Source organism: Rhodoluna limnophila (assembly GCF_005845365.1).
Lineage (GTDB): Bacteria > Actinomycetota > Actinomycetes > Actinomycetales > Microbacteriaceae > Rhodoluna > Rhodoluna limnophila.
Genome location: NZ_CP040509.1, coordinates 859519 through 875318 on the forward strand (window position 1 = coordinate 859519; position 15800 = coordinate 875318).

At 54.5% G+C, this 15800-nt stretch carries 16 protein-coding genes and 1 pseudogene; 4 read left to right on the plus strand and 13 right to left on the minus strand.

Annotated elements, in window-relative coordinates:
* The first annotated feature begins 11 nt into the window (after positions 1 to 11).
* Entirely contained in the window at positions 12 to 2219 is a 2208-nt protein-coding gene (gene glgB / locus FFA38_RS04180; RefSeq protein ID WP_138315632.1) for a 1,4-alpha-glucan branching protein GlgB, read from the plus strand.
* A gap of 32 nt (positions 2220 to 2251) precedes the next feature.
* Here glgB and FFA38_RS04185 read toward each other — a convergent pair whose 3' ends face one another.
* Positions 2252 to 3127 carry a tetratricopeptide repeat protein gene (locus FFA38_RS04185; protein ID WP_172956002.1) on the minus strand — a complete coding sequence of 292 codons (876 nt, stop codon included), beginning with the start codon at positions 3125 to 3127 and terminating at the stop codon, positions 2252 to 2254.
* Positions 3128 to 3183: 56 nt separating this feature from the next.
* The gene (locus tag FFA38_RS04190; protein ID WP_138315634.1) at positions 3184 to 4890 is read right to left on the minus strand and encodes a DUF8094 domain-containing protein; all 1707 of its coding nucleotides are present in this window, start codon (positions 4888 to 4890) and stop codon (positions 3184 to 3186) included.
* Positions 4891 to 4966: 76 nt separating this feature from the next.
* Between FFA38_RS04190 and FFA38_RS04195 the strand changes: the two genes are divergently transcribed.
* Positions 4967 to 6073 (plus strand): coiled-coil domain-containing protein, encoded by a 1107-nt coding sequence (locus tag FFA38_RS04195; protein WP_138315635.1) that lies wholly within the window; start codon positions 4967 to 4969, stop codon positions 6071 to 6073.
* Positions 6074 to 6090: 17 nt separating this feature from the next.
* Positions 6091 to 7143, plus strand: a complete 1053-nt coding sequence (locus FFA38_RS04200; RefSeq protein WP_138275542.1) for an AI-2E family transporter — start codon at positions 6091 to 6093, stop codon at positions 7141 to 7143.
* On the opposite strand, the gene FFA38_RS04205 is transcribed toward FFA38_RS04200, so the two are convergent.
* The 9 genes from FFA38_RS04205 to rpsB all read right to left on the minus strand — a co-directional run bounded on the left by FFA38_RS04205 (position 7140) and on the right by rpsB (position 14071).
* Positions 7140 to 7871, minus strand: coding sequence for an alpha/beta hydrolase (locus FFA38_RS04205; RefSeq protein ID WP_172956003.1), 732 nt, complete (start codon positions 7869 to 7871; stop codon positions 7140 to 7142). The genes FFA38_RS04200 and FFA38_RS04205 overlap by 4 nt on opposite strands.
* 292 nt (positions 7872 to 8163) lie before the next feature.
* Positions 8164 to 8829 carry an aggregation-promoting factor C-terminal-like domain-containing protein gene (locus tag FFA38_RS04210; protein WP_138315636.1) on the minus strand — a complete coding sequence of 222 codons (666 nt, stop codon included), beginning with the start codon at positions 8827 to 8829 and terminating at the stop codon, positions 8164 to 8166.
* Between the two features lie 72 nt (positions 8830 to 8901).
* A complete protein-coding gene (locus tag FFA38_RS04215; protein WP_336470565.1) occupies positions 8902 to 9570 on the minus strand; it encodes an HNH endonuclease family protein in 669 nt (222 codons plus the stop codon).
* A complete protein-coding gene (locus FFA38_RS04220) occupies positions 9554 to 10105 on the minus strand; it encodes a DivIVA domain-containing protein (RefSeq protein ID WP_138315638.1) in 552 nt (183 codons plus the stop codon). The genes FFA38_RS04215 and FFA38_RS04220 overlap by 17 nt, the downstream gene beginning before the upstream one ends.
* Before the next feature lie 12 nt (positions 10106 to 10117).
* Positions 10118 to 10975, minus strand: coding sequence for a phosphatidate cytidylyltransferase (locus FFA38_RS04225; RefSeq protein ID WP_138315639.1), 858 nt, complete (start codon positions 10973 to 10975; stop codon positions 10118 to 10120).
* Position 10976: 1 nt separating this feature from the next.
* Positions 10977 to 11537, minus strand: coding sequence for a ribosome recycling factor (gene frr, locus FFA38_RS04230; protein WP_138315640.1), 561 nt, complete (start codon positions 11535 to 11537; stop codon positions 10977 to 10979).
* 34 nt (positions 11538 to 11571) lie between these two features.
* The gene (pyrH, locus tag FFA38_RS04235; RefSeq protein ID WP_138275549.1) at positions 11572 to 12282 is read right to left on the minus strand and encodes a UMP kinase; all 711 of its coding nucleotides are present in this window, start codon (positions 12280 to 12282) and stop codon (positions 11572 to 11574) included.
* A 104-nt stretch (positions 12283 to 12386) separates the two neighbouring features.
* Complete coding sequence (gene tsf / locus FFA38_RS04240; RefSeq protein WP_138275550.1) at positions 12387 to 13214, minus strand: translation elongation factor Ts; 828 nt, start codon at positions 13212 to 13214, stop codon at positions 12387 to 12389.
* A gap of 2 nt (positions 13215 to 13216) precedes the next feature.
* Positions 13217 to 14071, minus strand: a complete 855-nt coding sequence (gene rpsB / locus FFA38_RS04245; RefSeq protein ID WP_138275551.1) for a 30S ribosomal protein S2 — start codon at positions 14069 to 14071, stop codon at positions 13217 to 13219.
* A gap of 238 nt (positions 14072 to 14309) precedes the next feature.
* Between rpsB and FFA38_RS04250 the strand changes: the two genes are divergently transcribed.
* A complete protein-coding gene (locus FFA38_RS04250; protein WP_138315641.1) occupies positions 14310 to 14888 on the plus strand; it encodes a M23 family metallopeptidase in 579 nt (192 codons plus the stop codon).
* Between the two features lie 2 nt (positions 14889 to 14890).
* Here FFA38_RS04250 and FFA38_RS06975 read toward each other — a convergent pair whose 3' ends face one another.
* Both FFA38_RS06975 and FFA38_RS07005 read right to left on the minus strand, forming a co-directional pair.
* On the minus strand, positions 14891 to 15436 hold the full coding sequence (locus FFA38_RS06975; RefSeq protein ID WP_253786217.1) for a tyrosine-type recombinase/integrase: 546 nt from the start codon (positions 15434 to 15436) through the stop codon (positions 14891 to 14893).
* Positions 15437 to 15538: 102 nt separating this feature from the next.
* Positions 15539 to 15799, minus strand: a pseudogene (locus tag FFA38_RS07005) (site-specific integrase); the annotation flags it as partial.
* Position 15800 lies beyond the last annotated feature (1 nt).

Below are 15800 nucleotides of genomic sequence, written 5' to 3' on the forward strand. Positions count from 1 at the left end.
AAAGATCAACCATGGCTACTCGTAAAAAGACTCAAATCACTCTGCCTGAGCTCTCTGGCGATTTCATTGAGCGGGTTGCCAATGGCGCCCACCACGACCCTCACTCGCTGCTGGGTATTCACCCGCACGAAACCGGTTGGGTGATTAGAACCCTCAAGCCATTGGCAAAAACTGTCACCGCGATTCTGGACGGCGCCGACCCGGTAACTCTCGAGCACCTATCTCACGGCGTCTGGCAGGGGTTTGTGGACGCCAAGAAGGTTCCTGACTACCGAATCGTTGCCACCTACGATGGTGATGACGCAGATGTTGAATGGCGCATCGACGACCCTTACCGCCACGTGCCAACTCTGGGTGAGCTTGACCTTCACCTGATTCGTGAAGGGCGCCACGAAGAGCTATGGAGAGCACTGGGCTCGAACCTTCACAGCGTTAAGGGATCGTTGGGCGAAAGCCACGGCACCCGCTTTGCGGTTTGGGCCCCAAACGCCCAGGCTGTGCGCGTGGTTGGCGAATTTAACCACTGGTATGGCGTTGCTCACTCAATGCGCGTAATGGGCGCCTCTGGAGTTTGGGAGCTGTTCATTCCGGGCATCGGTGCTGGAACCAAATACAAGTACGAAATTTTGACCCAGGACGGCAACTGGATTACCAAGATTGACCCGCTGGCCCGGGCAACCGAAGTCCCTCCTTCAACCGCATCAATCGTGTCTGAGTCCACCTATAAGTGGAAAGACAAGAAGTGGATCGACGCTCGTACCAAGCGGGATGCCCTAAAAGCACCGATGTCTATTTACGAACTGCACGCCGGTTCGTGGAGACTAGGCCTGGATTACCGCGGCCTTGCCGACGAGCTGATCCCATACGTCAAAGAGATGGGCTTTACCCACGTTGAGTTCATGCCCCTGGCCGAGCACCCTTACGCACCATCTTGGGGTTACCAGGTAACCGGTTACTACGCACCGACATCAAGATTTGGCTCTGCCGATGACCTCAAGTACCTAATCGACCGTCTGCACGCCGAAAACATCGGTGTGATTCTTGACTGGGTTCCGGCTCACTTTCCGAAGGATGAATGGGCCTTGGGCCGCTTTGATGGGCGTGCGCTGTATGAGGCTGAAGACCCTCGACGCGGCGAGCACCCAGACTGGGGTACCTTCATCTTTGATTTTGGCCGCACCGAGGTTAAGAACTTCTTGGTTGCCAACGCGCTCTACTGGCTTGAAGAATTCCACATCGATGGACTCCGGGTGGATGCGGTTGCTTCAATGCTTTACCTTGACTACTCGCGCGAGAGCGACAACTGGCTACCAAACCAATTTGGTGGCCGCGAAAACCTTGATGCCATCTCGTTCATGCAAGAGGTAAACGCCACCGCGTATCGCCGCAATCCTGGCATCATGATGATTGCTGAGGAATCAACCAGTTGGGGCGGCGTAAGCGCACCTACCGACGGTGGCGGACTTGGCTTTGGATTCAAGTGGAACATGGGCTGGATGAACGACACCCTCCAGTACATCGAAAAAGACCCGGCCTACCGCAAGTACCACCACGGCGAACTGACCTTCTCGATGCTCTACGCCTATGACGAGAAGTTCATCCTGCCAATTAGCCACGACGAAGTAGTACATGGCAAGGGCTCGCTGCTATCAAAGATGCCGGGCGACCGCTGGCAGCAACTGGCCAACGTGCGTGCCTACCTGGCATTTATGTGGGCTCACCCTGGCAAGCAGCTGTTGTTCATGGGTTCAGAGTTTGGTCAGCAGTCAGAGTGGAACCAAGAGCGTGGACTCGAGTGGTGGATTTTGGACCAGCCGATTCACCGCGGTCTGCAGCAGTTGGTAGCAACGCTCAACCGCGTTTATCTAGAGAACCCATCGATGTGGCAACTTGACCACGACCACAGGGGCTTTGTTTGGATCGACGGCGGCAACGCAGACGGCAACCTGCTCTCATTCCTTCGCTATGACGAAAAGGGCGAGCCAATCGCTGTTGTGATTAACTTTGCCGGCCACCCTCACCATGACTTCAAACTCGGATTACCAAAGTCGGGCAAGTGGAATGAAATTTTGAATACTGATGCCACTGAGTTCGGTGGCTCGGGAGTTGGAAATTTTGGCCAAATTGAAGCCACTGGTGACGGAACCCACGGTCAACCGCACTCGGCTAGCATTTCGGTGCCACCGCTCGGTGCCGTTTGGTTCAAGCCGGCCAAGTAATTCTTGGAGCGGTCACCGCTATCAGTGGCTGTTTAGTAGAGCAACGCGGCCAAGGCTCGACGAGCCTGAGCTAGTTCTGGAGCGTCCGGCTGTGAAATCGAGAAGAGCTCGAGCAAATGTTTTCTCAAAACCTCGCGCTCATCTTTGTCGGCAACAGCAAACCGGGTGAGAACAGTTTGGTACCCCTGACCGGCATGACCGATGACTACTAGAACGTCGGCCTTTAGCAGTGCCTCTGCCTGGTCCTGTGGCGCGGACCCAAGTACGGCGTCAAAGTCCACTCCCCTGGTCCGCTCAAGCAATTTTGCCTGGGCCAAGCCAGCTACGGCAAGTGCATCTGCTGGGCTATCCAACAAAATTCCCTGATAAATAGCCACGGCGCCCTGATAGTTGCCAGCCTCAATAGCCTCGATGGCCTCTAGATGCTTTGGAGGCAGAGTTGGCTCTGCTGGGCCACTGAATTCATCTGAGACGATCAAGGCCCCAGCCACGCCGTTTTCTTGCGCAACCTGCAACAGGCGGTTCAGATAGGCGTTAACGTGATCCAGCGGCTGATCACCCTCGAACAGCGGAACTGGCTGACCCTTGATCAGGGCTACGACGCTTGGCATGGCCTGGACAGCAAAAGCCTGAACAACCTCTGGCGAAGCCTGGGCGTCGATGCGCACCAAAAGCGTTCGGCCACCGAGGGAGCGAACGGCCTTCTCGAGTGAAACAGCTAGGGCATCACTCTGGGGGTTACCGGCGGAAAAGAATTCGATGACAACCGGAACGTTGGCTGAAATCGTAACGAAACCCTTGAGGTTATTGGCGTTTCCGAGGGCGACTAGGTCAGGGACGCGGATTGGTTCCTGAACACCCGTTTGGCTCTGCGCGCCGGCAGCTTGGTTGGCCTCAGGTTTTCTCAAGCTGGACAAGTCAACGGCCCCCGCCAAACTTGCTCTAGACATCGAATCGGCCATATTTACAACACCTTTACGCTGAGTAGTCCCTGGGTCACACCAAGCAAGCGAGCCTTTTTGTCGGCCTCACTCAAAGCCGGCACATAGAACAGCAACATGTTTCCGTACACACTGGTTACACCCGTGGTCGAACCATCTGTGCCCAAAAGCAACTTCTCCTGCCCCGAAACCGCAACAGCGGATCCGGCCGACTTTGGCTTGATCTTGTAGGTATCGGTCATGTACACCGCGACCAAGGCCCCCGAATCGCTGGTAGACAGTGCGGGAACATTTGGATTGCCGAGCTTATGCGTGAAAGTGATTTTTGCTTCGGTCAATGTTTCAATCTGCTTTTTCTGGCTGGCAGAAACCTGAATGAAGAACTCATCCTCAGCGGTATCAAACAGGCTAAAGCTAAGGCTGGCTTGACCCTTATTGATTGCATCGCCGTAGGCAGCCGGCAGTGCCTTCGGTTCCAACTTCAAGAACAAACTGTCTGACTCAACCGGGATAGCACCGATGTCCGAACCGGCAACACCTGGAATTTCAGCGCCCGGCATGAGGCGAATGTTGTACCAGAGGCGGTACTTGCTTCGCGGAGTATCTTGCTGCAAAACCAGCATCTGCGGAAGCGCTTCGTCACCAGGAGCATCGGTTACGGCCATGACCACGCGAGGCCAAGCGGTACTTGCTGCCGGAAGACTGAAGGACAGCGGCGAGTCAACGATCGCTGGCATTGCAGCAACAGTGTCTGACTTCTTCTGCAGCTTATAGTGGGTGGTTCGGATAGCAAGAGCTGGGCCAACAATTCGTGACTTGAGCAGCTTTGCATCCTTGGCATCGTCACCCGAAAGCGCAACGGCGGCAACATCCGCAAGAATTCGCTTTAGCTGAGGCTCAGTAACCACTGCAGGCGGTGCATCGCTAGCAGATGCACTTGAGCTCGGGCTAGGTTCGGCTACCGGCAGTAGTTGGCAACCGGTCAGCAGAGAAAGCACCGATAGCGTAGCCGGAGCGGCAATAAACGCCCTGCGTCGAGCCGATCGGCGACCCTTCACCGGCGCATTTCCCTTGGTTTTTTTGGCACGGTAACGCGGAGGCTTCGGCGGAGTTGGGGTTCGACGGCGAGGCCCACGGTTGCGGCGCATGGTTTGGTAGGCAATCAGGTTCATGATGAATGCTGCCAGCAGCACCATTCCACCACCGATTAGCAAGATGTTGGACGAGGTGGAATCCGGAATGATCGACCAAACTAGTCGGATTCGGTTCGGAGCGGGAGTGACACCATCAGAGGCAAGTAGCACCGCATTCTCATCAGCGGTTGGCACCGGCAAGGTGGCATCAATTTCATCGTTGGTGAAATCACGCCAAAGATCTGAGCCAACCGGTGTGCCGACGTTTTCAGAACCAATCACAAATTCTGCCTGGACACCGGTCTTTGCATCGCCGACAGCAAGCTGGTTGTGACTAACTGCGCCTATCCAAGCTTCAATGTCACTTTGACGCCCAGTGGCAATAAAGACTGTCTCTGAACCCATGGCCTCAATAACAGGAGTACCGGGATAGGAAGTCAGAACTGAGTTTGGGACAACCACAAGTGAACTTGGGTTTTCAATACTCACTTCGGCAACGTGCGCCTCGGGCGGGGCCCAGATGGTGCGCTGCGCCAGACCGAACACCAGCATGAAAACAGAAATGACGAATAGCGCAGCTGCAATCAAAAAGCGCATGCGATATCCAATCAGGTAAACTTGGCGGAGGGCGAAAGCCTCCCTTTATTGTACCCAAGTGCCTAGGAGCCTTCATTTGTCAGGCGAAGAGACCAGTTTCCCAGTAGTCGTTCGAGGCTACGATCGTGGGTTGGTTGACGACGCCCTAAAGGACCTTCGCCGAGATCTGATGCAGCTTTCAGCGCAAAATGCACAGCTTGCCCAGGAGCTAAAAGAAGCCGCCACCAAGCGGGACCAGGCGCTGATGGAGCTTGCCGAAGCGGGCGATCCTTCGTACACCGGCGTTGGAGCACGTGCTGCCCTAATTCTGAGCACCGCCGAAGATCAGGCTCGGTTCTTGTTGGCCGAATCAAACAACGTCATTTCCAAGCAGCGCAAAGAACTAGAGGCTGAGGTATCAGCTCTCCACGGAGAAGCCAAGGGCTACTACGACTCGTTGGTTGCAGAGGCCCAGCGCCGCGCAGATCGCATCTCTGCAGCTGCCCGCGCTGACTACGACGAAATCATCAACCAGGCCAAGAATGATGCGGCTCGGGTTATGGATGAGGCCATTCGCGAAGCCGGAGCGACTCGCGGATCGGTAGCTACCGAGGCAGCCAAGATGCGCGCTGCGGCAAAGCGCGAGGTCGAGACGCTGAAGTCAAAGGTTGAGCGCGACCTTGCTGAACGAAAGTTACTTGCCTTCCGCGAGAATACGCGCGACCTAGACCTCGATTACGCGCAGACTTTGGTAACCGAACAAGCCCGTATCGACCTGGAGCTAGAACTTACTGCCCGCCGCGCAGAGGCAGAGGCCGAGTACCTGCGTAAGCACCAAGAGGCCGTGGCAACCACTCAAAAGTACTTGGATGACGCCAATGCCCAATTGGCTCTTGCACTAGCCCGAGCCAGTGCTGCCCGTCTAGAGGCAGAAACTCTCGAAGCTGCAGCAATCTCAATCAACCAGCAGAACACTGAGGCTGCTCGCAAAAAGGCTGACGCAATCATGGCGGCGGCCGAGGCAGAGGCTCGCAAATCAGTAGCCGAGGCACAGGCAGAGATTGACCGCCGAATTGCCCAGTCGAAGGTAATCCTAGAAAGATTGCAGGCTGAACGAGATTCGGTTGAGGTTTACTTCAAGAATCTTCGCAACTTGTTCAACGGAAAAGATCTGCTAAACCCTCCGCCACAAAGTTTTAGCTAAGCGATAGGTTTAGAGGCATGCAGCAGCACATCAAGATTTCTAATGCCTTCCAGATTGGCCTATTGGGTGGCCTTGGTGTTCTAACTGCCCTGATCATCGGTGGAGCCATCACCACCATTGCCAACATCATCGCTTACGTGGCCGCCGCGATCTTTATTGCCCTCGGTTTTGAACCACTGGTAAACAAGTTGATGAGCTGGGGACTAAAACGTCGTTATGCGATTCTGGCCGTGGCACTCACAATTCTTGCCCTGTTAGCCGCCTTGTTCAGCCTGGTCTTGCCAACGCTCGCCACCGAGACTGCGCATTTTATTGAGACCGCTCCGGGAGTTTTGGCTAGTGTCAGCGATCTGCCTTTCATCACAGCGATTGATGAGCGTCTGGGCGGCGCGATTAGCGATGCCCTCAACTCAACCGGAGCCTATCTGGGTGACTCAGCAAACTGGCCGACCATGCTCGGTGGCGTGGTTCAGGTTGGCATTTCAATTTTCAATGGTGCTTTCGGGGCCATCATCATCATTATTTTGAGCCTGTACTTTATGGCATCGATGAACACCTTCAAGCGCTGGGTTTACTCACTTGTGGCAGCTAGCAAGCGCGAACGTTTTGTTGACTTGTCAGAGCAAATCTCGACCTCGGTAGGCCGCTATGTAATGGGTCAGGCCAGCATCGCAGCAATTGCCGGTGTGACCAGCTTCATCTTTATGAGCATCGCCGGTGTTCCATTCGCACTGGTCCTTGCGATGATCGCATTCCTGCTTGGTCTGGTCCCGCTAGTCGGAACCATCAGCGCCGCCGTTCTGGTGACGCTGGTAGCACTCAGTGTCTCGCCGACCGTGGCTCTAATTTCGGGTATTTACTACATCATCTACATGCAGGTTGAGGCCTACATCATCAGCCCAAAAATCATGAGCCGCGCAGTTTCTGTACCGGGTGCTGTTGTTGTGGTTGCCGCACTTGCCGGCGGTGCACTGATGGGTGTGCTTGGTGCTCTGGTTTCGATCCCGGTGGCGGCCTCAATCATGCTGATTCTGCGCCAGGTTTACACCCCGTATCAAGAAGCGCGCTAAAGAACCTCGGGCTGCCAGGATTCAGGCAGCGGGTAACGTTCCGGTTGTACTGCGCGAACAATCTCGTTTAAGACTCGCTTGGTAGCGTTCTCTCCGACCCAAAGGTGCTTTGCTCCGTCAACACCGATTAGCTCGGCGTGGGCAACGCTCGCAAAGCGCTCAGCCGCCTCTGCTGGCTGCAGGTAGTCGTCAAACTCAGGTACCAAAATCACCAATTGTTTTTCGCTGCCGCCCCAGCGCGCAACCTCAACATCGGTGGCTCGGTGCAGCGGAGGAGAAAGCAAAATGGCGCCAACAACTTCGTGAAATATGCCATATTTCAAGGCTAATTCGGTACCAAAAGACCAGCCGACCAGCCAAATGTTTGGCAAACCGCGCTCCTTTGCAAAGGCCACCGCTGCCGCAACATCGTGCTGCTCAGTTACGCCCTCACCAAACGCGCCCTCGCTGGTTCCGCGAGGCGAAGCAGTGCCACGGGTATTGAATCGCAAAACAGCGATGTCGGCCAATTCTGGGAGGCGATTGGCAGCTTTCTTGAGAATGTGGCTATCCATGAAGCCACCGTGGGTTGGCAGCGGGTGGAGAGTAACCAGGGTGGCTTTTGGCGCCCGACCAGCCGGAAGCGACAGTTCTCCGACCAGTGTCAACCCGTCTGTAGTTCGGAGGGTAATTTCTTCACGAACTGAAGGCAGTTCGACACCAGAGCGAATCTCGATCGGATAATTCATAGCAACGGCCCCTGAAATTGCTTCCAGCAGGCATTGTGAAAGTGTCGCCGGGTGTCTACTCCCCTGACGCTATCCCAAGCCACAATGTGACTCAAGCCTTTATTGATTTGCAAATTGCAGTTGGGGCAAGTCCATGACTTTCCATCATCAGCATTCGCACCAACGCTGGTTTGAGTGGTGTATTCTACGCCACGCTTTACCTCGACATTACGAATGCCATACCGCGACGCGCTGAATTCCAATTCTTCGTGAACCTCAGGCTTTGCCCTTCGTGACCGGTTTGAACGCGGCACTAGTACCAACCAATTTTGTCAGAGTGAGCCAGAGCTCCACACGGAGAACCATAACGACCCTTGATGTACTTCACGCCCCATCGAATTTGAGTCTCGTGGTTGGTTTTCCAGTCAGGGCCCTCAGATGCCATCTTGGTGCCCGGTAGGGACTGAGGAATACCGTAGGCGCCCGAAGATTTGTTTAGGGCGTTCACACGCCAGTTTGACTCGCGCTCCCAAAGTTTGACGAGGCAGGAGTACTGGTCCGCGCCAAAGTTCATCGATGTTAACAGCTCGAGAGCATAAGCCTTGGCCGTACCTGGGTCCGGAACCGCAGCCGTTTCTACGAATAGCGCAGCTGCATCGCTGCCGGTGACGATATTGAAACCACCGCGGGCAAACGAAATCTTTTGGGTGCTTGCGTAACCGTAAGTCTCTTCAGGAGCAGCTTCATCGATGTCAAAAATTTGAATCGTGCTGGCACTGGCCATGGTGCCTGAATAAGGGTCAACGATGGTGACCAGGATGAAGCCTGCTGAGAAGAGGAACCCCCACAGCGGCTGAAAAGCCCGCTTCTTGAGCCTCGGAAACCTAGGGCGCTTGAACGGGGTCTTCTCTAGAGCCTGATCAATCTTGGTGCCCAATCGGTGCGACAGTTCTGGCCTATCAGCCTCGTGTCTACCCATTGTTCACCTCCGCGTGCTAGTTACTCGCAATGTTTCAGTCTACCTTCGAGCCTGTTTTATTACCAGAATCTGTTAACCAGGTAAACGCTGTGTTGGGCACTTCGACAGCACAGATACCATGGCAGTTTTCTCTGCCGAGGTTACCCAAAGTGCGTATTTGCGCTTAACTGCGATCTGCCTGGCAACGTAGGCGCAACGATAACTCTTATTGGGCGGCAGCCAACTTGCGGCATCGGAATCACCCTTCTGGCTATTGGTTGGCCCATCCACCGCCAGCAAATTTAGCGGGTCGTTATAAAAGGCATACCTGCGTGCGTAAGTAAGCTTCTGAGCGCCCTTTTGCCAGGCATCACTGACGGCCACCACGTGGTCGATTTGAACTTTGATTGAGGTCGATTGACCTCGCACAAAATTTATCGTCTTGGCTGTGTAAGGGTCACGAAGAATGCCGGTTTCGACGATGCAGCTGTAACCTCTACGCATAACTTCACTGCTCAGATCACGCTTGAGAATGTAATTTCTGAGATCGCAGCTGCCGATGTCACCCCAGCCATCCGAGAATTTCTCGCGAGAGTAGCCAGTCTTGGCGGCACGCCCCTTGACGCTTAGCTCTTGCAGTGCAGTTTTAGCCAAAGGGTTCAGAGCCGCCGCTGGTGCTGCTGAGCCGGCCGCCACAAACCCCGATGCGATCAGAGTGCCACCAACTAAACCGGCAAGTAGGGCTCTAGCGGTTCTTTTCAATCTGCAGCACCTCGACCACTCGATCGATGAAGGCATCAACCTGACTTTCGACATAACCGGCGCGGGACGCTTTGAAAATAGTGCGTCGAACAGCGGTGAGGTCGAGTGGTGTCTCTGAATCTAGGTGGCGGGCAACTGAATCGCAAAGTGCATCTACTTGCTTGCGGTTGTAACCGCGAAGCAAGAACGAAACCTTAGTAAATTTCTGATTCTTTGGTCGTTCAACCCGGCCGCGAAGAATTTCTTGGATACGGGCCAAGCGGTCTGCAACGGCATAGTCACCAGACTTGGCAATCTGGCGCTGAATTTCTCTAGATGCAAAAGTATCTTCTAGTCGATCTAGGGCAGAATCAACCGGACCGATGAGGTAGCCACCGCGAATCAAATCGAAGTGAGTATTGCGAATTAGATCAGATGTGACTTGATCGGCATCCGGGCTATTGAATTGCTCGCGAGCTTGGTCGATAAAAGCGTTTACCTGCTCGGGCACATAGCCAAGTTCTTTGGGCCCGGCGACTGGAAAAGAAAAACTCATTTTGCTTCCAAACTAGAGGGCAGTTACCAGCTGCATGAAGAGGTAGGTAATTAGGGCAGAAGGCAGGATTGAATCCAAACGGTCCATGACGCCGCCATGCCCCGGGAGAATTGACGACATGTCTTTGACGCCTAGGTCGCGTTTGATTAGCGACTCGGCTAGATCGCCGAAGACTGCCGCGAGAAGCAGGGCCGCAGCAAATACGACACCAAGCCACCACGGTAGGCCGAGTGCAAAAATACTGAACAGGACTGCTGATACTGATCCGGCTGTAATTGAAGCGAGCAGGCCTTCCCAGGTTTTCTTTGGGCTTACCCCTGGGGCAAGTTTGTGTTTGCCAAATTTGCGACCAAACAGGTATCCGGCCGTATCGATCAGCGCAACCGTAACCACAAAGGCTATGACCCAGCTGGCACCATCGGGGCGGCGCAGCAGAAGCATTGTGAAACTGGTCATTAGTGGCAGGTAAATGACCACAAATGCCGCAGCTGCGTAATCGCGAAGGGTGTGCTGAATGGCTTGGATCGGTTTTTCACGCCGTTCCCAAAGCAAGTGCACTGTTCGCCACAGAATCAATGCGGCAACAATGGCCAAGGCCACAAGCCACTGCAGTTGTGCTCCCCCATAAAAGGCAGCCGGCATGATTAGGACTGAGCCGACAACCGAAGGAACTCGAGGAACGTACCAACCTTTGAGCCTCAGTGCGGTAGATAGCTCCCAGGCACCGAAACCGGCAGCCATAGCTGCAAACACCATGAAGAGCTCTTTGTAGATGAGTACCGAGAGCAAAAATGCAGCGCCCAGCACTAATCCGACCGCAACCGACTTAGATAGGCTGCGCCCACCTGAAGTTGGCTGCTGAGTAGTCAAATTAGACCTCTAGAAGTTCGGCTTCTTTGCGCTTTAGAGCGTCGTCGATGGCATCCACGTGGGTCTTGGTGATTGCATCCAGCTCTTTTTCGCCACGGGCGATTTCATCATCGCCGGCAAGGCCATCCTTCTTCAGCGCAGCCAAATCATCGTTGCCCTTGCGGCGAATGTTGCGAACTGCCACTCGGTGGTCTTCAGCCTTTGCCTTCACTAGCTTTACGTAGTCGCGACGGCGTTCTTCAGTAAGGTCTGGCAAAGTCACACGGATTAGGTTTCCGTCATTCTGTGGGTTTGCGTCAAGGTTTGGCATCTCACGCAGAGCGGTCTCAATAGCCTTCAGCGCGCCCTTGTCGTAAGGGGTGATAACGATGGTGCGAGCCTCCGGGTTGGCCAACTGACCGAGCTGACCAAGTGGAGTTGGGGTGCCGTAGTAGTCAACCATTACCTTCTGGAATAGCTGAGGGTTTGCGCGACCGGTGCGGACGTTCGCGAAGTCTTCGCGGGTTGCGTCAACGGCCTTAGCCATCTTTTCGGTGGCGGCTGCCAAAATCTCTGAAATCACTTTTTCTCCTGTTTTGATTAATTCTTTACCGCGATTAGGCGGTTACGAAAGTTCCAATTTTCTTGCCGAGAATTGCATCGGTTACGTTGCCGGCCGGCTGCATTCCAAATACGCGCATCGGCATCTTGTTGTCCATGCATAGGCTGAACGCAGTCGCGTCGACCACCTTTAGGCCCTTTACCAAGGCATCCTGGTAGGTGATCTCATCGAGGCGCACCGCGGTTGGGTCTTTCTTTGGATCCGCCGAGTAGACGCCGTCCACGCCGTTCTTAGCAACCAAAACCTCATCGGCCTTGATTTCTAGGGCACGCTGCGCGGCCACTGTGTCGGTAGAGAAGTATGGCAAGCCTGCGCCAGCACCGAAGATTACAACTCGGCCTTTTTCTAGGTGACGAATTGCACGAAGCGGGATGTAGGCCTCAGTTACCTGTGCCATGTTGATTGCAGACTGTACGCGGGTGCTAACGCCGGCTTGCTCCAAGAAGTCCTGAAGCGCCAGTGCGTTCATAACCGTTCCAAGCATTCCCATGTAGTCAGCGCGTGATCTCTCCATGCCTCGCTGTGATAGCTCGGCTCCGCGGAAGAAATTGCCACCACCAACCACGATTGCGATTTCAGCGTGCTTGGCGCCCTCTGCGATTTCACGCGCCATCTCGGCCACAATGTCAGGGTTCACACCAAGGGTGCCGCCACCGAACGCCTCACCCGAAAGCTTTAGCAGTACACGGCGTTTTTTGTTTGGCACGAAACCCTCCTGGATTGTTGCTTTTGTCTCTGTCTATCCTAAACCGAGCAACAAAAAAGGCCCGGTCGAAATGACCGAGCCTTCCTTGTTTTTAAGGCTTTTTGTTATGCACCGACGCGTAGGCGAACGAATGCAGAAACGGTTACTCCAGCGTTCTCAAGAACCTTAGCAACAGTCTGCTTGGTGTCCTTTGCGAAGTCCTGCTCAAGAAGCACGTTCTCCTTGAAGAAGCCGGTTACGCGGCCTTCAACGATCTTTGAAAGCGCAGCCTCAGGCTTGCCTTCGTTACGTGCGGTCTCTTCAGCAATGCGGCGCTCGGTTGCTACAACTTCAGCGTCAACGTCATCGCGGGTTAGCACGCTCGGTGAGAATGCTGCGATGTGCACCGCAACGTCGTGTGCGGTGGTTGCGTCTGAACCGCTGTAGGCAACAAGCACGCCAACCTGTGGAGGAAGGTCCTTGCTGGTGCGGTGTAGGTAAGCGTCAACAGCGGCATCCTTGATTGAAACTACCTTGCGAAGCTCAACCTTCTCGCCCATGATCGCGGCTTCGTCGTTGATTGCGTCTAGAACTGACTGACCGTTTAGGTCTGCAGCAAGTGCAGCCTCAAGGGTCTCGGCGCCAGCGGCAACAACAGCGTCTGCAACGCGGTCAGCAAGCTCAACGAACTTTGGAGCCTTAGCAACAAAGTCAGTCTCGCAAGCAAGCTCGATTAGGTAGCCGGTGCCACCCTCAACACGAGCAACGATCAAGCCGTTGCTGGTGGTGCGACCTTCGCGCTTGGTAACGCCCTTTAGGCCCTTTAGACGTAGGACTTCCATTGCCTTGTCGATGTTGCCATCGGCTTCGTCAAGGGCGCCCTTGCAGTCCATCATGCCGGCGCCTGACTTCTCGCGAAGCGCCTTTACATCTGCGGCGGTGTAGTTAGCCATCTTTACTTTGCTTCCTCTACTGCAACAGCCTCAGCAGCTGGTGCCTCTACAGCCTCTGCTGCAACAGCAGGAGCTTCTTCGGTCTTGGCAGCAGCCTCGGCAGCGCCCTGCTCTAGAAGCTCGCGCTCCCACTCAGCTAGTGGCTCTGCTGCTGCTTCTGGCTTTGCGTGACGAGCGATTAGACCCTCAGCAACTGCATCTGCGATAACGCGGGTTAGCAGCTGAACTGAACGGATTGCGTCGTCGTTTCCTGGAATACCAATGGTTACCTCGTCTGGGTCACAGTTGGTGTCCAAGATACCGATTACTGGGATACCCAGCTTCTTGGCCTCGGTGATTGCTAGGTGCTCTTTGTTGGTGTCTACAACCCAGATCGCAGATGGAGTCTTGGTGATGTTGCGGATACCGCCTAGAGCCTTCTCTAGCTTGTCCTTCTCGCGGCGAAGGATAAGGAGTTCCTTCTTGGTTAGACCAGTCTTGGTCTTACCTGAGAAGTCCATAACCTCAAGTTCCTTTAGGCGTGAAAGACGCTTCTGGATGGTCTGGAAGTTGGTCAAAAGACCACCCAACCAACGCTGGTTGATGTATGGCTGGCCAACGCGAAGAGCCTGCTCAGCAATTGCTTCCTGTGCCTGCTTCTTGGTACCAACAAACAGGATGCTTCCGCCGTGAGCAACGGTCTCCTTGACGAAGTCGTATGCCTTGTCAATGAAAGCAAGTGACTGCTGAAGGTCGATGATGTAGATGCCTGAACGGTCGGTCAGAATGAAACGACGCATCTTTGGGTTCCAACGACGGGTCTGGTGCCCGAAGTGAACGCCGCTGTCGAGCAGCTGGCGAATTGTTACTACTGCCATGAGCAGTCTCCTTTTTCGGCGCGCAAAGGCGCCACTCAGTTTTCTGTTCGAGCGGTTGCCCGAAACACCTGGTGCCGGATCCTTCTCGCCAAATTGCTTTGGACTGAGTGAGAAGTAAATCTGATTCGGCACGCGAAGTCGGCAAGCGTAAACAACCTTCAAAAAAATGAGGATTGTCGCGAGCCTGCCGCTTCGATAATTCTAGCAGTCGAGGGGCCGAGTTATCCACCATTTAGCAGTGATTTATTGGGCAAGAGAGGCAAAGCCTCAAAGTGGAAACATGAGATGGGTCACCTTCGCACTTTCCCTGCTGCTTAGCTGCGTAATTCCCTTTGGCATAGCACGAGGTCAAGGCCGGGAATGGACCTTGCCATTCGAGGAAAGCGACACAGGAACCAATACCGTTACTGGCAAAGGATTGCAATTGGTCAATCAGTATCGCCAACCAAATAGCGAATACTCCGCTGGCCATCGAGGGGTGGACTACCGGGTCTCGTTAAACCAGACCGTATTAGCACCGGCGGATGGACAAGTTAGATTTGTCGGCGTGGTCGTTGACCGCCCACTTTTGACTCTCAGCCATCCCGGCGGAGAAATTACCGAGTTTGAACCGCTCTGCACCGACCTAAAAGTCGGTGATTTAGTGAGAAGGCAAGATCCAATCGGATGGGTGTGCGATGCCAAACCTTCTTATCGGCAACACTGTCAAGCCGTTCGATGCCTGCATTTCTCTCTGCGAAAAAACGATTGGTATCTGTCGCCACTGGCTTTGATTGGCGGCCTGAATCCCAGCCGATTGCTACCGACCATTGACTGAAATCAGGCCCGAGGGTGGGCGTTTTTGTAGCTATCTTTGAGTCGTTCTACAGATACATGGGTATAAATCTGCGTGGTTCCAAGGCTTGAGTGTCCGAGGAATTCTTGCACCGCCCGAAGGTCAGCTCCCCCATCAAGAAGGTGAGTTGCTGCACTGTGCCTCAATGAATGTGGGCCCGCAGATCCGGTTGGAGTGCCTTCTAGTAGTTTTGCCACCAGGGCGTAAACCTGTCTGACTCCAAGCCGGCGGCCTCTTGAATTTAGGAGCAGCGCTGTGGCGCTGGACTCATTTGCCAACTGTCCTCGACCGGCGCGAATCCAGAGGTCAAGTGCTTCCGCTGCCGGGAGACCGTAGGGAACCATTCGCTGCTTTGACCCCTTACCGGTCACTCTTAGAAGCCTTCGGTCGTAGTCAACATCCTCCAGGTTCAAACCAACCAACTCGCTTACGCGAGCACCAGTGGCATAAAGGAGTTCGATAACTAGTAGGTCCCTCAACCCCTGAGGGTTATCGATTACCGCCAGCGGCCTCAGGTGTTCAAAAATCATTTCGAGGCTCTCGCGCGAAACCACTGTTGGAAGAGACCGCGAAGCCCTCGGAGATCGCAGCCGCTGACCAGGGTCCGAGTTTGATATACCCGCCTGGTGCAACCAGGATGTGAACGACCTGATGGCTGCGCTCTTCCTGGCCAAGGTGGTCTTAGTAAGACCACGCTGATTTAGGTGCCACAGGAAATCTCGGATGAGTTCGAGATCTAGGTCAGCGGGGCGGTTTAGGCCCCGACCCTCACCGAAAGCTAAAAGTTCAGATATGTCGGACAGGTAAGCCCGCATGGTATTCGGCGAGCGCCCCCGACCTGAACCCAAATGGGTTTCAAATTTATCCAGGGTCTGCACAAAGGCTTCGTTCACA